This is a genomic window from Nonomuraea sp. NPDC052634 (genome assembly GCF_040678535.1).
Lineage (GTDB): Bacteria > Actinomycetota > Actinomycetes > Streptosporangiales > Streptosporangiaceae > Nonomuraea > Nonomuraea fastidiosa.
In genome coordinates this window covers 185,437-201,077 of sequence record NZ_JBFATY010000012.1, presented here as the reverse complement: position 1 = coordinate 201,077, position 15,641 = coordinate 185,437, and the positions used below count along the sequence as shown (strand labels likewise).

General features: G+C 68.6%; 17 protein-coding genes and 1 tRNA gene. 15 read left to right on the top strand and 3 right to left on the bottom strand.

What is annotated here, in order from left to right; genetic code table 11:
• The first annotated feature begins 22 nt into the window (after positions 1–22).
• Together AB0K67_RS35085 and AB0K67_RS35080 are read left to right on the top strand one after the other, a co-directional pair.
• Positions 23–562, top strand: a complete 540-nt coding sequence (locus AB0K67_RS35085; RefSeq protein ID WP_364068725.1) for an RNA polymerase sigma factor — start codon at positions 23–25, stop codon at positions 560–562.
• Positions 549–1,358, top strand: a complete 810-nt coding sequence (locus AB0K67_RS35080) for a hypothetical protein (RefSeq protein WP_364068723.1) — start codon at positions 549–551, stop codon at positions 1,356–1,358. Before AB0K67_RS35085 ends, AB0K67_RS35080 begins: the two co-directional genes overlap by 14 nt.
• Here the strand turns inward: AB0K67_RS35080 and AB0K67_RS35075 are convergent.
• Positions 1,347–2,369: an adenosine deaminase gene (locus AB0K67_RS35075; protein WP_364068721.1), complete on the bottom strand. Its 1,023-nt coding sequence runs from the start codon at positions 2,367–2,369 to the stop codon at positions 1,347–1,349. The genes AB0K67_RS35080 and AB0K67_RS35075 overlap by 12 nt on opposite strands.
• 18 nt (positions 2,370–2,387) lie before the next feature.
• Here AB0K67_RS35075 and AB0K67_RS35070 point away from each other — a divergent pair, with 18 nt between their 5' ends.
• Positions 2,388–3,104 (top strand): hypothetical protein, encoded by a 717-nt coding sequence (locus AB0K67_RS35070; RefSeq protein ID WP_364068719.1) that lies wholly within the window; start codon positions 2,388–2,390, stop codon positions 3,102–3,104.
• Between the two features lie 52 nt (positions 3,105–3,156).
• On the top strand, positions 3,157–3,660 hold the full coding sequence (locus tag AB0K67_RS35065; RefSeq protein ID WP_364068717.1) for a hypothetical protein: 504 nt from the start codon (positions 3,157–3,159) through the stop codon (positions 3,658–3,660).
• A gap of 106 nt (positions 3,661–3,766) precedes the next feature.
• Here AB0K67_RS35065 and AB0K67_RS35060 read toward each other — a convergent pair whose 3' ends face one another.
• Positions 3,767–4,975 carry a pyridoxal phosphate-dependent aminotransferase gene (locus AB0K67_RS35060; protein ID WP_364068715.1) on the bottom strand — a complete coding sequence of 403 codons (1,209 nt, stop codon included), beginning with the start codon at positions 4,973–4,975 and terminating at the stop codon, positions 3,767–3,769.
• Between the two features lie 168 nt (positions 4,976–5,143).
• Between AB0K67_RS35060 and AB0K67_RS35055 the strand changes: the two genes are divergently transcribed.
• From AB0K67_RS35055 to rplL, 8 genes are all read left to right on the top strand, one after another.
• Positions 5,144–5,216 (top strand) — tRNA-Trp (locus AB0K67_RS35055).
• A 78-nt stretch (positions 5,217–5,294) separates the two neighbouring features.
• Positions 5,295–5,540, top strand: coding sequence for a preprotein translocase subunit SecE (gene secE, locus AB0K67_RS35050; RefSeq protein ID WP_364068713.1), 246 nt, complete (start codon positions 5,295–5,297; stop codon positions 5,538–5,540).
• A gap of 67 nt (positions 5,541–5,607) precedes the next feature.
• Entirely contained in the window at positions 5,608–6,372 is a 765-nt protein-coding gene (gene nusG, locus AB0K67_RS35045) for a transcription termination/antitermination protein NusG (protein WP_364068711.1), read from the top strand.
• Between the two features lie 118 nt (positions 6,373–6,490).
• Entirely contained in the window at positions 6,491–6,922 is a 432-nt protein-coding gene (rplK, locus tag AB0K67_RS35040; RefSeq protein ID WP_364068709.1) for a 50S ribosomal protein L11, read from the top strand.
• 64 nt (positions 6,923–6,986) lie between these two features.
• A complete protein-coding gene (rplA, locus tag AB0K67_RS35035; protein ID WP_364068707.1) occupies positions 6,987–7,706 on the top strand; it encodes a 50S ribosomal protein L1 in 720 nt (239 codons plus the stop codon).
• A 266-nt stretch (positions 7,707–7,972) separates the two neighbouring features.
• Positions 7,973–8,797: an LppX_LprAFG lipoprotein gene (locus AB0K67_RS35030; protein WP_364068705.1), complete on the top strand. Its 825-nt coding sequence runs from the start codon at positions 7,973–7,975 to the stop codon at positions 8,795–8,797.
• A 236-nt stretch (positions 8,798–9,033) separates the two neighbouring features.
• Positions 9,034–9,558 (top strand): 50S ribosomal protein L10, encoded by a 525-nt coding sequence (gene rplJ / locus AB0K67_RS35025; RefSeq protein WP_364068703.1) that lies wholly within the window; start codon positions 9,034–9,036, stop codon positions 9,556–9,558.
• Between the two features lie 72 nt (positions 9,559–9,630).
• On the top strand, positions 9,631–10,029 hold the full coding sequence (gene rplL / locus AB0K67_RS35020) for a 50S ribosomal protein L7/L12 (protein WP_364068701.1): 399 nt from the start codon (positions 9,631–9,633) through the stop codon (positions 10,027–10,029).
• 184 nt (positions 10,030–10,213) lie between these two features.
• Here rplL and AB0K67_RS35015 read toward each other — a convergent pair whose 3' ends face one another.
• Entirely contained in the window at positions 10,214–10,375 is a 162-nt protein-coding gene (locus AB0K67_RS35015) for a hypothetical protein (protein WP_364068699.1), read from the bottom strand.
• Between the two features lie 352 nt (positions 10,376–10,727).
• Between AB0K67_RS35015 and AB0K67_RS35010 the strand changes: the two genes are divergently transcribed.
• The 3 genes from AB0K67_RS35010 to rpoB all read left to right on the top strand — a co-directional run bounded on the left by AB0K67_RS35010 (position 10,728) and on the right by rpoB (position 15,635).
• A complete protein-coding gene (locus AB0K67_RS35010; RefSeq protein ID WP_364068697.1) occupies positions 10,728–11,228 on the top strand; it encodes a hypothetical protein in 501 nt (166 codons plus the stop codon).
• Complete coding sequence (locus AB0K67_RS35005; protein ID WP_364068695.1) at positions 11,225–11,722, top strand: hypothetical protein; 498 nt, start codon at positions 11,225–11,227, stop codon at positions 11,720–11,722. The genes AB0K67_RS35010 and AB0K67_RS35005 overlap by 4 nt, the downstream gene beginning before the upstream one ends.
• A 445-nt stretch (positions 11,723–12,167) precedes the next feature.
• Positions 12,168–15,635, top strand: coding sequence for a DNA-directed RNA polymerase subunit beta (gene rpoB / locus AB0K67_RS35000; RefSeq protein WP_364068693.1), 3,468 nt, complete (start codon positions 12,168–12,170; stop codon positions 15,633–15,635).
• Positions 15,636–15,641 lie beyond the last annotated feature (6 nt).

The window sequence follows — 15,641 nt, the reverse complement described above, 5'->3', positions numbered from 1 at the left end:
ATGCGGTGGAATCCGAGACGGCATGGACGACGACGAGGCGATCGCCCGTTCGCTCAAGGGAGACCTGGCCGCCTACGAGGTGCTGGTCGCCCGCTACAGCACGCTCGCCCACCGCACGGCCGCCATGCTCGGCGCGGGCGACGAGGCAGAGGACGTCGTGCAGGAGGCGTTCGTCAAGGCGTTTCGCCATCTGGCCGGCTTTCGCCCCGGCGCGCCGTTCAAACCCTGGCTGCTGCGCATCGTAGCCAATGAGACCCACAACCTCACCCGCGCCCGTGGACGCAGGAGCGACCTCGCGCTGCGGCTGACCGCCGGCGAAGATGTGCGCGCGCCCGACGACCCCGAAGGCGCCGCCGTCGCCACCGACCGCCGCACCCGGCTGCTCGCCGCCGTCCGCGCCCTGCCTGATCGGGAACGTCAGGCCGTGGTCTGCCGGTACTTCTTACAGCTGAGCGAGGCGGAGACCGCGCAGGTGCTCGACTGGCCCATCGGCACCGTCAAGTCCAGCACCCACCGGGGGCTGGCCCGGCTGAGGGAGGAGGTGGGCGATGAGCTCGCGTGACCCGCACGAGGGCGACGAGCCGTACGCACGGCCTGAGCGGCGCGAGGAGCAGGCGGAGTACGAGGCGATCGAGGCCGAGCTGCGCGCCCTCGGCGACCTCCTTGATCCCCCGGCCCCGGCGCCTGCCGACGTCGCCGCCGCCGTCCGCGCCCGCCTCACCACCCCGGCACCGGACACCTCACAAGCAGGCGGCACGGAAGACGTGCCGGAGAGGCGGCGGCGGATGAGACCGGCGCGGTGGAAAGTCGCGGCCGCCGTGGTCGTGGCGGTCGCCGCGCTGGTCGCGGCCACCCCGCAGGGGAGGGCGGCGGTGGAGCGCGTTCTGCGGTTCGCGGGGATCGAGCTGCGGGTGGGCGACGCCACGCCGCCGCCGGTCACCACGACGGCGCCGCTGCCGGGCGAGCACACGGTCGCACCCGCCGACGTGCCCCGCCTGGCGAGGACCCCGGCCGCGCTGGGCCCGCCGCGGCGGACCACGGTGAGCGACGGCGGCCGGGTCGTGTCGATGTTCTGGCCGGGCGGGATCAGGCTCGACCAGTTCGTCGGCACGATGGACCCGATCATGTTCAAGAAGCTCGGCCCGCCGTACCCGGACTTCGCCGAGGTCGGCGGGCGCACCGCGTGGTGGATCGAGGGCGAGCACCCGCTCGGCTACATCAAGCGGGATGACGGCACCGAGGTGCCGCTGCGCCAGGCCGGGCCCACCCTGATCTGGCAGCACGGCATGCTCACCCTCCGGCTCGAAGGGCTGGAGAGCAAGGAGGAGGCCGTCAGGATCGCGGAGTCACTCGGGTGAGCCGGCCAGCCAGTCGTCCACGCCCTTGAGCAGCTCCTTGCGCACCGACTCGGGTGCGGTCGAGGACCGTATGGACTGGCGGGCCAGCTCGGCCACCTCCGCGTCGGAGAACTCGTAGACCTCCCTGGCCAGCTCGTACTGGCGCAGCAGCCGCGTGCCGAACAGCAGCGGGTCGTCGGCGCCCAGCGCGATCGGCACCCCCGCGTCGAACAGCTTGCGCAGCGGCACGTCCTTGGGCTCCTCGGCGACGCCGAGCCCGACGTTCGACGTGGGGCAGATCTCGCAGCAGATCTGCCGGTCGGCGAGCCGCTGCATGAGCCGCTCGTCCTCGGCGGCGCGCACGCCGTGGCCAACCCGGTCGGCGCCCAGGTCGTCCACGCACTGCGCGACGCTGCGCGGCCCCATCAGCTCGCCGCCGTGGGGCACCGACAGCAGCCCGGCACGCTTGGCGATGCGGAAGGCCCGTTCGAACTCGCGCGCCTGGCCGCGCCGCTCGTCGTTGGACAGGCCGAAGCCGACGACGTTCTTGCCGGCGTACTGGGAGGCCAGGCGGGCCAGGGTGTTCGCGTCGAGCGGGTGCCGGGTGCGGTTGGCGGCCACGATCACCGCGATGCCGATGCCGGTGTGCGCGGCCGCCTGATCCACCGCGTCCAGCATCAGCTCGAGCGTGGCCGTCAGCCCGCCGAAGCGCTGCGCGTAGCCCGACGGGTCCACCTGGATCTCCAGCCACTGGCAGCCCGCCGCCACCTCGTCCTCGGCGGTCTCGCGCAGCAGCCGGTAGACGTGTTCCGGTTTGGTCAGCACGGATCTGGCGATGTCGTAGAGCCGCTGGAACCTGAACCAGCCCCGCTCGTCGGTGGCCCGCAGCTTGGGCGGCCAGTCCTGCTCCAGCGCGTCGGGGAGATGCATCCCTTGCTCCCTGGCCAGCTCGATGAGCGTGGCGTGCCGCATCGAACCGGTGAAGTGCAGGTGCAAGTGGGCCTTGGGAAGCGCGTGCAGAGGCCGTGGCATTGGCATATCTTGCCACCGGTGCGAGTGTGGGGGAGCAAAGAATCCAGGTCGAGCGGCCGGCCGGACGCGGTCTGTGACGCAGGTCGTTCCGTACGCCCGCCGTCGCGGCGCGAACTGCGACAAGCCGGGCGCGGAGCGCTGGCGCCCGTACGCCCGCCGTCGCGGCGCGACCTGGGACAAGCCGGGCGCGGAGCGCTGGCGGCGCTCTCCTTCGCGGCGGCCGCGCTGGCCATTTACGCGATCTTCTCGTCGGGGTTCGGACGCGTTCCGCGCGCCGCGATACGTGCCCCCGAGCCCCTGCCCGTCCCCGCGCCCCTCCCGGCCACGACTCCGCCCGCAGCGGGCTCCGTGGCGGTTCCAGGGCCCGCTGAGACGGTCGCGGTCGTCTCCGAGCGGCTGTGGCTCACGTACCTGCCCGGCGGCCTGGTACGGACCGGCGGCGACGGCGGCACCGCGCGGTTCGCCTCGGCGGCCGGCGGGTTCGTCGAGGCCCGCGTGACGCGGGGCGCGGCGGCTCTGGACTGGGCGCGGTTCCGCGGCGGGATCGCGGTACGTGACGCCCGCCCCACCGCCGTGCGCGGCAGGCCCGCGGTGGCCGGCAGGCACCCGCAGGGCGGCCGGATGATCGCCTGGCTGGAACGTCCGGGTACGGGCGTGTCGATCCGGGTCAGCGAGTCGCTGGGCGGCGAGCTGCTCGCTCTTGCCGCCTCCATCAGGGCTGCTGTAGGAGACTAAAGACCTTTACCCCGGTTTACTCCGGTCATCGGTCATGTCAAGGGGGGTGTGGATGCGGCGGCCGGCTGCGGTGCTCGTCATGCTCGCGCTGGTGTCATGCGGCGTCGGCGGCGCTCCTCCCGTGGCGTCGCCGACCACCACTTCGCCCGCGCCCAAACCGGCGCTCACCGGCAGGTACGGCACCGTGCTCTCCTGCGACGGCCCCGGCATACGGCTGCCGGAGTCGCCGGCGGGGCTCAGCCCTGCGGGCACGTTCAGCCGCCTCGACTCGCTGCGCCGCCCGCTCAAGGTGCGCGGCCGCATCTGGAGCGACAACGACGAGCGGCTGTACGTCGGCGTGGTCTGCGGCCCGCGCACGGCCGAGCAGTTCGTCACGCTCGTCGCGAAGGCCACGCTCACCCTGTACGGCGGCAAGCCCGCCCTGCGCTGGACCACGCGGACGGGCGTGCGCTGCTTCATGTGGCTGGAGAGGCCGGGCACCGCCGTCTACATCGGCGCCACACCCGGCCTCAGCGGCGAGATCAAGCCCGTCGCCGCCGACATCACGGCGGGCTGACCCCTCGGCACGCGCTTTTCTGAGCGCGCCGCCCCCTGGAGGCTCTTCGGGGTGCGTCGCCTCCTGGAGGCTCTTCCGGTGCGTGGCCCCCTGGGGCTCGTCGGCCTCAGCGGGCCTCGGCGAGCAGCTTGCCGAGGCGGCTGACGCCCTCGACGAGGTCGGAGTCGCCCAGCGCGTACGACAGCCGGAAGTAGCCCGGCGTGCCGAACGCCTCACCCGGCACCACCGCCACCTCGGCCTCCTCCAGGATCACCTCGGCCAGCTCGCTCGACGACTGCGGCCGCCGCCCGCGCAGCTCCTTGCCGATCAGCTCCTTGACCGAGGGATATGCGTAGAACGCCCCCTTAGGTTCCGGGCACAACACGCCCGGGATCTCGTTGAGCATCTTGACCATCGTCTGCCGCCGCCGGTCGAAGGCCGCCCGCATCTCCGCCACCGCCGAAAGGTCGCCGGAGACCGCCGCGAGCGCCGCCATCTGGGCGACGTTGGAGACGTTCGAGGTGGCGTGCGACTGCAGGTTGGTGGCCGCCTTGACGACGTCGGACGGCCCGATCAGCCAGCCGACCCGCCAGCCCGTCATCGCGTACGTCTTGGCCACGCCGTTGAGGATCACGACCTGGTCGCCCAGCTCGGGCACGGCCGTGGCGATGCTGGTGAACTCGGCGTCGCCGTACACGAGGTGCTCGTAGATCTCGTCGGTGACCACCCACAGCCCGTGCTCGGCCGCCCAGCGCCCGATCTCCACCGTCTGCTCGCGCGAGTAGACCGCGCCCGTTGGGTTGGACGGCGAGACGAACAGCAGCACCTTCGTACGCTCGGTGCGCGCCGCCTCCAGCTGCTCGACGGTCGCGAGGTAGCCGGTGGACTCGTCGGTCACGACGTCGATCTGGACGCCGCCCGCCAGCTTGATCGCCTCGGGGTAGGTCGTCCAGTAGGGGGCGACGACCAGCACCTCGTCACCCGGGTCGAGCAGCGTCGCGAACGCCTCGTAGACCGCCTGCTTGCCGCCGTTGGTGACCAGCACCTGCGAGGGCTCGACGGAGTAGCCGGAGTCGCGGCGCGTCTTCTCGGCGATCGCCTTCTTCAGCTCCGGCAGGCCGCCGGCCGGCGTGTACTTGTGAAAGCGCGGATCGCGGGCCGCCTCCACCGCGGCCTCGACGATGTAGCCGGGCGTCGGGAAGTCGGGCTCGCCCGCGCCGAAGCCGATGACGGGCCGCCCGGCCGCCTTCATCGCCTTCGCCTTGGCGTCCACGGCGAGCGTGGCGGACTCGGAAATCGCGGAAATTCTCGCGGAGATGCGGGGTCGGGTGGACATGCGTCCATGGTCCCACGGGGCCGCCACACGCGCGTGACCTGGGGGATCAGGTTTTGGTTCGACGTGACGGGCAATGACCCGTATGCTTTCGCCTGGTCCTTCCGCCGCATGTCGGCGAGCGGTTCGGTCCAGGCAGTGAGTCGATCAGGGTAGTCTGGTCTACGACATAGGGCACTGGCGCAATTGGTAGCGCACCGGTCTCCAAAACCGGCGGTTGGGGGTTCGAGTCCCTCGTGCCCTGCGAGTGCGGTCCGCGCAATAATGGCGTGTAAGAGCGCGCCGCAAAACTGCGTTGGATACGACTGATCAGGTGAGGACTGTGGCGATCGACACGCGCGGCGAGACCGCAGACAAGCCGAGCGGCGAGAAGAAGACCCGCACCACCCCTGCCCTCTTCTACCGGCAGGTCGTCAACGAGCTTCGTAAGGTCATCTGGCCGACTCGTAAGGATCTCGTCACCTACACCACGGTCGTTCTGGTTTTCGTTCTGATCATGGTCGCGATCGTGTACGGGCTCGACAGCGCCCTAGGATGGGCGGTCCTCCGCGTTTTCGGCGGATCCTGACCGAAGACTTCGCCGGTGATCGCCTGACGGAGTCGCCATTCGAAACCACGAAAGAGGAAGAGTCACCGTGTCCGAGTCTTCAGTTCCGGCCGGCGAGTCCCGCGAAGAGTGGGACGGCGAGCTGGAAGAGGCCACCGAGGAGTCCGCTGCGGCGGCGTCCGAGGAGGCCGAGGTCGAGGAGAGCGACGAGGCGGCTGACGAAGAGGCCGCCGCCGTCGAGGACGGTTCGGTTCTTCCCGACGTCGACCCCGTTGAGGAGTTCAAGGAGTCGCTGCGCGGGCTGCCCGGCGAGTGGTACGTCATCCACTCCTACGCCGGCTACGAGAACCGCGTGAAGTCCAACATCGAGAGCCGCAACGTGTCGCTCAACATGGAGGACTACATCTACCAGGTCGAGGTGCCCACGCACACCGTCCAGGAGTTCAAGAGCGGCAAGAAGGTCCCGGTCAAGGAGCGCGTGCTGCCCGGCTACGTCCTGGTGCGCATGGAGCTCACCGACGAGTCCTGGGCCGCCGTCCGCAACACGCCTGGCGTGACCGGCTTCGTGGGCCTGTCCAACAAGCCGAGCCCGCTGAGCCTCGACGAGGTCGCCAAGTTGCTGGCGCCCGAGCCGACAGAGGAGACGAAGAAGGCCACCACCAAGGCCGCCGCCGGCCCGGCCGTCGAGTTCGAGATCGGCGAGTCCGTCACCGTCATGGACGGCCCGTTCGCCACGCTGCCCGCCTCGGTGAGCGAGATCAGCCCCGAGCAGCAGAAGCTCAAGGTGCTCGTGTCGATCTTCGGCCGCGAGACTCCTGTGGAGCTCTCGTTCAACCAGGTCTCGAAGATCTGAGACCATCACATACACTTAGACGTTCGGCCGGCCGCCTCTCGCGAAGGGCGGCCGCCGACATGTCAGGGGCGCAACCGCGACTCTGACGGCATCGCAATCAGGACCCGGAGAAGGACACATGCCTCCGAAGAAGAAAATCGCCGCACTGGTGAAGGTCCAGCTCCCCGCTGGCCAGGCCACCCCGGCGCCGCCGGTGGGTACCGCCCTCGGTCCTCACGGCGTCAACATCATGGACTTCGTCAAGCAGTACAACGCCGCGACGGAGTCCCAGCGGGGCAACATCATCCCCGTTGAGATCACGATCTTCGAGGACCGCAGCTTCACCTTCATCACGAAGACGCCGCCGGCCCCCGAGCTGATCAAGAAGGCCCTGGGCATCGACAAGGGCAGCTCCGTGCCGCACCGCGACAAGGTGGGCAAGCTCACCCGCGAGCAGCTGCGCAGCATCGCCGAGACCAAGATGCCCGACCTCAACGCCAACGACATCGAGGCGGCCGAGAAGATCATCGCCGGCACCGCCCGGTCGATGGGCATCACGATCGCCGAGTAAGACCTTCCCCAGACATCGTGGGAGGGCCGTTGAGACACGGCCCGCGCACCACTAGGAGTAAGAAATGAAGCGCAGCAAGGCGCACAAGGACGCGGCCGCCAAAATCGACCGCGACAAGCTCTACACGCCCGCCGAGGCCGCGAAGCTCGCCAAGGAGACGTCGACCACGAAGTTCGACGCCACCGTCGAGGTCGCGCTCCGGCTGGGTGTCGACCCTCGTAAGGCCGACCAGATCGTGCGCGGCACGGTCAACCTCCCGCACGGCACCGGTAAGACCGCCCGGGTCCTGGTCTTCGCGACCGGTGACCGTGCCGAGGCGGCCCGCGAGGCCGGCGCCGACATCGTCGGCGCCGACGAGCTGATCGACGAGATCTCCAAGGGCAACCGCCTCAACGAGTTCGACGCCGTCGTGGCCACGCCTGACCTCATGGGCAAGGTCGGCCGCCTCGGTCGCGTGCTCGGCCCGCGTGGTCTCATGCCCAACCCCAAGACCGGCACCGTGACGCCCGACGTCGCCAAGGCTGTGTCCGACATCAAGGGCGGCAAGATCGAGTTCCGCACCGACCGGCAGGCCAACCTGCACTTCATCATCGGCAAGACGTCGTTCGGCGAGCGCCAGCTCGTGGAGAACTACGCCGCCGCCCTCGATGAGGTGCTGCGTCTCAAGCCGTCGGCGGCCAAGGGCCGTTACCTGAAGAAGGTCACCTTCTCCACCACGATGGGGCCGGGCGTTCCCGTCGACCCCAACATCACGCGCGGCATCACGGCCGAGCTGGAGAGCTGAGCCTCCGCTTTTCCCTGCGCCCCCGTCCGAGCCTCTCGGGCGGGGGCGCTTGCGTTTCCGTACAGGTTCTCGCAGGCGGTCGCGGGGCATATGCCGTAGGTGAAGAGAGGCCCTGAGTCCGGCGTACCCGAGGACAAGGGCGCTGAGCTGCCTCTTCGGAGGATTGTGCGGAAAGTGTGCAGAGGATGTGAGGGATAACCCTGGGTTTTCCCCTATTTGCCGGGGGAAGCCGCCATATCGGGAAAGTTAAACGTAGGGTCAAGAACATGCTGAAGCGCACGATGAGTATGACCGCGGCCGGGGCCGCACTGGTGATGGCCGCGGTCGCCGGTTGTGGATCGAACGCCCAGCCCATCCAGGTCAACCTGGCCGCGTCCGAGGTGCTCACCCTGGCCGCGCAGAAGACCGCGGAGGTCACGAGCTACACGGTCGACGCCGTGGTGAACCTGACGCACCCCCAGGAGGGCAGCGGCACGGTCCAGGGCCGCATGCTCTACCAGAGCAAGCCGCAGCTCGCCGCCGACGTCACCCTCGACACCGTGAACTTCGGGCAGCGCAGCGTGCCCGGCGGTGTCCGCGCCGTGCTGCAGGGCGACACCGTCTATGTGAAGGTCGAGGCGCTCAAGGAGCTCGTGGGCGCCACCAAGCCGTGGATCAAGGTCCCGCTCAAGGAGGCGGACGGCGGCTCCGGCGAGGTCAACGAGCTGCTCTCCCGTATCCAGCAGTTCGACCTCGGCAACATGACCCAGCTCGTCACGGCCTCGCAGGACGTCAAGGCCGCCGGCAACGAGACCGTCAACGGCGAGGACACCACCCACTACACCGGCACGTTCCCGGTGGACGCCGCCGTCCAGCAGCTTCCCGCCGACGAGCAGGAGCAGGCCCGCGACCACCTGGCCGAGCTGAAGGACGTCAAGTTCGACATCTGGGTGGCGGCCGACGGCCTGCCCCGCAAGCTCGCCATGAACGGCGCCAAGGACGGCGCGAGCCTCGATGCGACCCTGTTCTTCAAGGGCTTCAACGAGCCCGTGAGCATCCAGGCGCCGCCCGCCGACCAGATCGGCGAGCTGCCGAAGGACACCACCAACTGAGAGCGATTTGGAAACTCGGCGGCCAGCACGTACTCTGGTCGGTGCCGAAGACCGCCGGTCGTCGTCAGGTGCCTAAATCTGGCGACCGAAGGATCCACGTCATGTGGACGGCCCGCGCAGGTGTGTGATGCGAGTTTCCCACATGGTCGATCCGTGTGCGTGAGCCCCGTGCGCCCTGCGCCGGGGCTGTTCTCATGTCGGGGGCCTTCGCCGGTGGCACATCTGGAAGGAGGCCCATGGCGAGGGCGGATAAGGCGACAGCGGTTGCCGAGCTCAAGCGCGAGTTCGAGGGCAGCGCCGCCGCCGTTCTGACCGAGTACCGCGGTCTCACCGTCGCGCAGCTCAAGGAACTGCGCACCACTCTCGGTGAGAATGCGAAGTTCGCCGTGGCGAAGAACACCCTGACCAAGATTGCGGCCAACGAGGCCGGCGTGTCGGGCCTCGACAGCCTGCTCACCGGTCCGACCGCGATCGCTTTCGTCAACGGCGACGTTGTCGAGGCGGCCAAGGGTCTGCGTGACTTCGCCAAGGCCAATCCCCTCCTGGTGATCAAGGGTGGCGTTCTCGAGGGCAAGACGCTCGACGCCAACGAGATCACCAAGCTTGCCGATCTCGAATCCCGCGAGGTTCTCCTCGCGAAGCTTGCCGGTGCCTTGAAGGCCAAGCAGAGCGCCGCTGCCGCGATGTTCGCCGCTCTGCCCACGCAGATGGCTCAGCTGGCCGAGGCCCTGCGCGCCAAGCGCGAAGAGGCGGGCGAGTAGCACGGGGGTTGCCGCAGTACACCGCGGTCCCGTTACCAGTTTTCAAGCAGTTCCTAGCGTAAGGAAACCATCATGGCGAAGCTCAGCACCGACGAGCTGCTCGACGCTTTCAAGGAGATGACCCTCCTCGAGCTGTCCGAGTTCGTGAAGGTCTTCGAGGAGACCTTCGACGTCAAGGCCGCCGCCCCGGTCGCGGTCGCCGCTGCCGCTCCGGCTGCCGGCGCCGCCGGCGGTGAGGCCGCCGCCGCCGAGGAGCAGGACGAGTTCGAGGTCATCCTCGAGGCCGCCGGCGACAAGAAGATCCAGGTCATCAAGGAGATCCGCGCCCTGACGTCCCTGGGCCTCAAGGAGGCCAAGGACCTGGTCGACGGCGCTCCGAAGCCGGTCTTCGACGGCAAGGTCAACAAGGAGCAGGCGGAGAAGGCCAAGGCTGCCCTCGAGGGCGCCGGCGCCACCGTGACCGTGAAGTAACTTCCCCTTCGCTTCACGCACAGCTCAACGAGAAGAGGCGGACACACCCTGGTGCCGGGTGTGCCGCCTCTTTTCGCGTTTCCGAGGTGCTTCAGGTGTGGTCGGCCAGGCCGGGGCGGTTTTCCGCGTACCGGTGTGCGCCGGGTCAGGCCCCTGTCGTTTTCGGTGCGGTGGCGCGGGCGGATCAGGCCGCGGCTGCGCGTACCTGGGCGATGGCGGTGGCGTCCATGTAGTCCCTGGTGTGGACGATGCGGCCGTTCGTCCCACCTGCACGGCGTCGCCTGATCGGCCCGGCCGTGGCCTCGACGGCGCGGCTTCGCGTGATCGGCCCGGCCGTGGCCCTCACGGCGCGGCATCGCCTGGCCGGGGCTCACGGGATCGCCTGGCCTCCGGCCGCGCCTCCTGGCGCTCCTGGCGCCCCAGGCCAGCGAGGAGCCCTCAGGCCATCGCAAAGCCCCGCAGGTCACCCCACAAGCCGCCCGAGGGCTCTGAGAGCCTCCTGGAGCCCTCTCAGGGCCTCCTGGTGGCATTTGCGGGGAATAGGCATGCCCTGACCGTTTCATCCCCGAGAGCGGGCTCTTCTTCATCTCCGAGAGCGGGGTCTCCGCGGTCACCAACCGCCTCTGTCGTTTGGAGGGATTCGGCGGCGGGTGTCGCGTTATGATCCGGCAGCGGCCGGCCGGGAGGGGAGTGAGCAGGTGGCAGGACTCGGTGCTCGGCCCGCCCGGATCCTCATCGCGGCGCTCAGCGGGGTGCTGGCGGTCCTGGTCGGCACGGGCGTGTGGATCGCGGCCCAGGCGCGCGACGAGCAGGGCAGGGCGGGCGACAGGCGGGCGGTGCTCATCGCGGCGGGCGAGCACGCCAAGAACCTCATGTCGCTCGATCACAAGAGCGTGGACGCCGACCTGCGCCGCATACTCGACACCTCCACGGGCGAGGCGCACGAGGAGTACGAGACCAACGCCGCCAAGCTCAAGACCACCACGGTCGAGAACAAGGTCGTCCAGCAGGGCGTGCTGCGCGCGACCGGCCTGGTCTCGATGACCGCGACGACGGCGCGGGTGCTGGTGGTCGCCGACGTGGAGATCCGCTGGGAGGGCTCGCGCAGCAAGCCTCAGGAGCGCTATTACCGCTGGCAGATGGACCTGACGAAGACCGGCGGGCGGTGGCTGGTGTCGAAGGTGGTGCAGGTGCCGTGAGGATCTTCGCGATCGTGCTGCTCAGCCTGCTCGTGGCCGTGGGCGCGGTGCTCGTGCCGACGATGTGGTTCAACCTGCGCGACCTGCGCGACGCCGAGGCCTCCGCCGTCGCGGCCGTGGCCGCGGCCAAGAAGCTCGCGCCCGACCTGCTCTCGTACGACTACCGCACGGTCGAGGAGGACCTGGCGCGCGCCGGCACGTTCACCACGGGCGAGCTGACCGAGCACTACAAGGAACTGGCCAAGACCCTCGTCTCCCGGGCGAAAGAGCAGAAGATCGTCCAGAACGTCTCCGTGGCGGCGGCCGGTGTCGAGCGCGCCGAACCCGGCAGGGTAGAGGTTCTGCTGTTCGTGAACACTGGTACGGTCAAGGAGATCCCCGGCAAAGAAGGGCTCCAGCAAGAGTTCACCCAGAACCGGGCGAGGTTCGTCATGGTCCGGCAAGATTCGCGCTGGCTGGTGGCGGGCCTGTCCACGCTGCTGGGCACCGCCTGAGGTCGTGGAGATCACCGGCGCGCCGCTATCTTCAATTGTTACCAAAATTCAGGTTTAGCGCAGCCTTTGGCGGGGGTACCTCAGTCACAGCAACACCGGTTGTCGGCATGGGTTCGCCCCCCGGTGTGACGGAGCGTTAGCCGCCCCCGTTCGCGGGTATCGTCTTGGGCCTGGCGGTAGGCGATCAGTCACGCAGGGGAGAAAACCCAGCGTCCGGGCCCTGAGTCGGCTGAAAGTCGGGTTCGCGGGCTTGACGTTTCCGCCTGAACGGGCGATGCTGCGACCAACGTGGAGCATGCAGCGAGGGCGAAGTGGACAGGCGTGTGCCGTTCGGCTACACTGCCCCTTTGCGCTGCCCTTTGACGACCCGCGATGCTTGCTCACGTTGCGAGGTTGTCTGGCGTGCGTGTAGTCAGTCCGCCGCGAGCCCTCGGAAGGACATCTGTTGGCAGCCTCGCGCAACGCCTCCGCCGTACCCGCCGGTCCCCGTCGCGTCTCTTTCGCGCGCATCCAGGAGCCCCTCGAGGTTCCTGACCTCCTTGCTCTGCAGACCGAGTCCTTCGACTGGCTGCTCGGCAACGAGAAGTGGAAAGCCCGGGTAGAGGCGGCTCGTCAGGCCGGGCGCAAGGACGTCCCGACCCAGTCGGGTCTCGAAGAGATCTTCGAAGAGATCAGTCCTATCGAGGACTTCTCGGGGACCATGTCCTTGTCGTTCCGTGACCACCGGTTCGAGCCGCCGAAGTACTCCGTAGATGAGTGCAAAGAGAAGGACATGACCTTCTCCGCCCCGATGTTCGTCACGGCGGAGTTCATCAATAACACCACCGGTGAGATCAAGAGCCAGACGGTGTTCATGGGCGACTTCCCGCTCATGACGCCCAAGGGCACCTTCATCATCAACGGCACCGAGCGTGTCGTGGTGTCCCAGCTCGTCCGTTCGCCCGGTGTCTACTTCGAGCGGACCGTCGACAAGACGTCCGACAAGGACCTCTACGGCTGCAAGGTCATCCCGTCGCGGGGTGCGTGGCTGGAGTTCGAGATCGACAAGCGCGACAGCGTCGGTGTGCGCATCGACCGCAAGCGCAAGCAGGCCGTCACCGTGCTTCTCAAGGCTCTGGGATGGACCAACGAGCAGATCCTCGAGCGCTTCGGCCAGTACGAGTCGATGCGGGCCACCCTGGAGAAGGACCACACGGCCGGTCAGGACGACGCGCTGCTCGACATCTACCGCAAGCTGCGGCCGGGTGAGCCGCCGACCAAGGAGTCGGCGCAGACCCTGCTCGAAAACCTGTACTTCAACCCGAAGCGCTACGACCTGGCCAAGGTCGGCCGCTACAAGATCAACAAGAAGCTGGGCGTCGACGCCGACATCACCCAGGGCACGCTGACCGAGGACGACATCGTCGCCACGATCGAGTACATCGTGCGCCTGCACGCCGGCGAGGAGTCGATGCCGGGCGCCAACGGCGACGTTCTGGTCGAGATCGACGACATCGACCACTTCGGCAACCGCCGCCTGCGCAGCGTCGGCGAGCTGATCCAGAACCAGGTCCGCCTGGGTCTCGCCCGCATGGAGCGGGTCGTGCGCGAGCGCATGACCACCCAGGACGTCGAGGCGATCACGCCGCAGACCCTGATCAACATCCGCCCCGTGGTGGCCTCGATCAAGGAGTTCTTCGGCACCTCGCAGCTGTCGCAGTTCATGGACCAGACCAACCCGCTGGCCGGTCTGACGCACAAGCGGCGTCTGTCCGCGCTGGGCCCCGGTGGTCTGTCGCGTGAGCGGGCGGGCTTCGAGGTCCGTGACGTGCACCCGTCCCACTACGGCCGGATGTGCCCGATCGAGACCCCTGAAGGCCCCAACATCGGTCTCATCGGCTCGCTGGCCTCCTACGGCCGGATCAACGCCTTCGGTTTCGTCGAGACGCCGTACCGCAAGGTCGTCGACGGCAAGGTGACCGACCAGATCGACTACCTCACCGCCGACGAGGAGGACCGTTACGTCAAGGCGCAGGCCAACACGGCGCTCAACCCCGACGGCTCGTTCGCCGAGGCCCGCGTCCTGGTCCGCACCAAGGGCGGTGAGACCGAGCTGGCCCGCGCCGAGGAGGTCGACTACATCGACGTCTCGCCGCGCCAGATGGTGTCGGTGGCCACCGCGATGATCCCGTTCCTCGAGCACGACGACGCCAACCGCGCGCTCATGGGCTCCAACATGCAGCGCCAGTCGGTGCCGCTGCTCAAGAGCGAGGCGCCGCTGGTCGGCACCGGCATGGAATACCGTGCCGCGACCGACGCGGGCGACGTCATCAGCGCGGAGAAGGCCGGCGTGGTCGAGGAGGTCTCGGCCGACTACATCACGGTCATGAACGACGACGGCACGCGGACGACGTACCGCGTGGCGAAGTTCAAGCGCTCCAACCAGGGCACGAGCTTCAACCAGAAGCCGATCGTCTCCGAGGGCGACCGGGTCGAGGTCAACCAGGTCATCGCCGACGGTCCCTGCACCGACCAGGGCGAGATGGCGCTGGGCAAGAACCTCCTGGTGGCGTTCATGCCGTGGGAGGGCCACAACTACGAGGACGCGATCATCCTGTCCCAGCGGCTGGTGCAGGACGACGTGCTCTCCTCGATCCACATCGAGGAGCACGAGGTCGACGCCCGCGACACCAAGCTGGGCCCTGAGGAGATCACCCGCGACATCCCCAACGTCTCCGAGGAGGTGCTGGCCGACCTCGACGAGCGCGGCATCATCCGCATCGGCGCCGAGGTCGTGCCCGGTGACATCCTGGTCGGCAAGGTCACCCCGAAGGGTGAGACCGAGCTGACCCCGGAGGAGCGGCTGCTGCGCGCGATCTTCGGTGAGAAGGCCCGCGAGGTGCGCGACACCTCCCTGAAGGTGCCGCACGGCGAGCAGGGCAAGGTCATCGCAGTCCGCGTGTTCTCCCGCGAGGAGGGCGACGAGCTGCCGCCCGGTGTCAACGAGCTGGTGCGCGTCTACGTCGCGCAGAAGCGCAAGATCACCGACGGTGACAAGCTGGCCGGCCGTCACGGCAACAAGGGCGTCATCTCCAAGATCCTTCCGGTCGAGGACATGCCGTTCCTGGAGGACGGCACCCCGGTCGACATCATCCTCAACCCGCTGGGCGTTCCCGGCCGAATGAACGTCGGTCAGGTCCTGGAGACACATCTGGGCTGGATCGCCGCCAGAGGCTGGGACATCTCCGGAGTCCAGGAGGCGTGGGCCGAGCGCCTGCGCGAGAAGGGCTTCGAGAAGGTCGAGCCGCGCACCAACGTGGCCACGCCGGTGTTCGACGGCGCCCACGAGGAGGAGATCGTCGGCCTGCTCAAGAACACCATCCCCAACCGCGACGGCCAGCGCATGGTCGAGCCGACGGGTAAGGCGCAGCTGTTCGACGGGCGTTCCGGCGAGCCGTTCCCCTACCCGATCGCGGTGGGCTACATCTACATCCTGAAGCTGCTGCACCTGGTGGACGACAAGATCCACGCGCGGTCCACCGGCCCCTACTCGATGATCACGCAGCAGCCGCTGGGCGGTAAGGCCCAGTTCGGCGGCCAGCGGTTCGGAGAGATGGAGGTGTGGGCCCTTGAGGCCTACGGCGCCGCGTACGCTCTGCAGGAGCTGCTGACCATCAAGTCCGACGACGTTCTCGGCCGAGTCAAGGTCTACGAGGCCATCGTCAAGGGCGAGAACATCCCCGAGCCGGGCATCCCCGAGTCCTTCAAGGTCCTCATCAAGGAGATGCAGTCGCTGTGCCTGAATGTCGAGGTGCTCTCCAGCGACGGCATGTCCATCGAGATGCGCGACACCGACGAGGACGTCTTCCGCGCGGCGGAAGAGCTCGGTATCGATCTGTCCCGGCGTGAGCCGAGCAGCGTGGAAGAAGTCTGAGGGGGA